Consider the following 2,205-nt stretch of genomic DNA (forward strand, 5'->3'; position numbering starts at 1 on the left):
ACCTGACCGGCAAGGGCCGCAAGGAACGCATCTGCCCGCTTTGGCCGGAAACGGTCCTGCTGCTGCGCAAGCTGCTCGAGCGGCAGCCACGGGCACCGGACCAGCGGCTGTTCGTCAACCGCTATGGTAAGCCGCTCAGTGCCTCGGGGGTCCGGTTCAAGCTTGCCGCCTACGTGAGGATCGCCGCCGAAACAACGCCAACGCTGCGTGCCAAGCATGTGACGCCACACGCCTTCCGGCACGCCACCGCCGTGCACCTCATCTCGGCGGGCGTCGACGTTACGGTCATCCGAAGCTGGCTCGGCCATGTGAGCCTCGACACGACCAATCACTATGCCAGAGCCAATCTCGAAACGAAGCGGAAAGCCTTGGAGAAGGTCGCCGTTCCAATAACACCCGGCGGCCAGCCATCTTGGAAGCGCGATGCAAGCGTGCTCGCCTGGCTCGACACGCTCTGAAATAATGCGGAGGAACATGGATGAAATCGGCAGAAATCCGCCAATCAGGCCGCGTTCCTCCGCATTATGGGAACCTCGTGATTAGTCAAGCGGCAGAAGAACGACGCGGTGGATGCCGAAGCCATAGTGATCGCTGCACAGCGGCCAGAAATGCGTTTCGTCGAGCCTAAGGAGACTCTGAACAAGTCACCCTTGCGGCAGCATTGATGTTGTGATTCCCTTCGCGGATGGAGGGACGCGTGATGCAGGGTCGTTTTTCAGAAATTGGCATGTCACGGCCTCGCAAGCAGACGCGGCGCGAGGTGTTTCTGGGCCAGATGGCGGCCGTGGTTCCGTGGGAACGGTTCGAGCAGTTGATCAGCCCGCACTATCCAGTGGCTGGCCGGGGTCGTCGTCCTTATCCGCTAGGTTCGATGCTGAAGATCCATTTCATGCAGCAATGGTTTGGGCTGTCCGACCCTGCGATGGAAGAAGCCCTTTGGGAGACGCCGCTGTTGCGCGGATTTGCAGGGATCAGCTTCGACTTTGAGGGCATTCCCGACGAAACGACAATCTTGAAGTTCCGCCATTTGCTGGAAAAGCATGCGCTGAGCAAAGCGTTGTTTGACGAGATGACCGCAGTCTTGACCGAGCGAGGTTTGCTGTTGCGCCAGGGAACGATCGTGGATGCGACTTTGATTGCCGCGCCGCCATCGACCAAGAACCGCACAAAATCGCGCGATGGCGAGATGAAGCAGACCAGGAAGGGCAACCAGTGGTATTTCGGCATGAAGGCGCACATCGGCGCGGATACGGCTTCGGGCTGCGTACATTCAGCCGAAATGACCTCGGCCAATGTGCATGACAGCGTGGTGATCAATGCCTTGCTTCACGGCGAGGAGGAAATTGCCTTTGGCGACAGCGCCTACGCCAGCAACGAGCGTTCGCTCGAAGCAAATCGCGATGAAGGCGATGTCATCTGGGCGACGCCCTTCAAGCGCAAGAAGGGCCAGGACCTGACCGATGAACAGCGTCGGATCAACCGGCTGACGTCTTCGTTCCGCTCCAAGGTCGAGCACGTCTTCCGGGTCGTCAAGCGCCAGTTCGGCTACACCAAGACCCGCTACCGTGGCCTCTACAAGAATGGCCAGCAGATTTTCTGCCAGCTCACCCTGGCCAATATCTACATCATGCGCGAGCAATTGGCCTAAACCCCGGGACAACTGCGTCCGTAGAACGAGAAACGGCCCGCGAACTGTAAAATACCGGCGGAAATAGACCCAATATCCACGTTATCTGGCCAAATTCACGCACCGCAAAGTGCGCGTGGCGGCAGCGTTCGCGACAAACCCCGCGCGTTGCCCAAATTCCTACCTGCGCAGAGGTTCCCTAAGTCTACGGAACAGCAAAGCCGTACCATCCTGTTTCGCGCTCGAGAGCGGCTGGTCCACCAGCGCACGGAGCTGGTGAACGCTCTTCGGGCGTGCCTTGCGTGGCGACAACTACGATGGCCGGTTGAGCGGCAACTATGATGGCCGGTAGGATCGGTTGTCTGGGCTGATCGTAGGGAGGGGCGTAGCCCCGACCGGAGAGCGGACCAGACAACCGATGGCGATCTTTTTCCCCTTGTTTCGGGGGGCTGATCGGGGCTGTGGCGGGCGGTGGTATCGGAACACTCATCGAACAACGAGCGATGGGTTTGCGATGCCGGGCCACCACATTTCCGATCAGCAGGTATTTCTCTTCATGACCCATCGTCGCCAACACA

At 59.4% G+C, this 2,205-nt stretch carries 2 protein-coding genes; both read left to right on the forward strand.

Going from position 1 to position 2,205, the window contains the following annotated elements:
• A partial coding sequence (locus tag SxD43FB_RS23355; protein ID WP_176482909.1) for a tyrosine-type recombinase/integrase occupies nt 1-458 on the forward strand: 458 nt, incomplete at its 5' end.
• 269 nt (nt 459-727) lie between these two features.
• A complete protein-coding gene (locus tag SxD43FB_RS23360) occupies nt 728-1,648 on the forward strand; it encodes an IS5 family transposase (RefSeq protein WP_043154282.1) in 921 nt (306 codons plus the stop codon).
• Nucleotides 1,649-2,205 lie beyond the last annotated feature (557 nt).

This window comes from Sphingobium sp. D43FB, assembly GCF_002312805.1.
Classification (GTDB): domain Bacteria; phylum Pseudomonadota; class Alphaproteobacteria; order Sphingomonadales; family Sphingomonadaceae; genus Sphingobium.

Excerpts from the sequence above, each read along its gene's own strand:
- SxD43FB_RS23360 (WP_043154282.1), top strand. The coding sequence starts at position 728 with ATGTCACGGCCTCGCAAGCAGACGCGGCGCGAGGTGTTTCTGGGCCAG.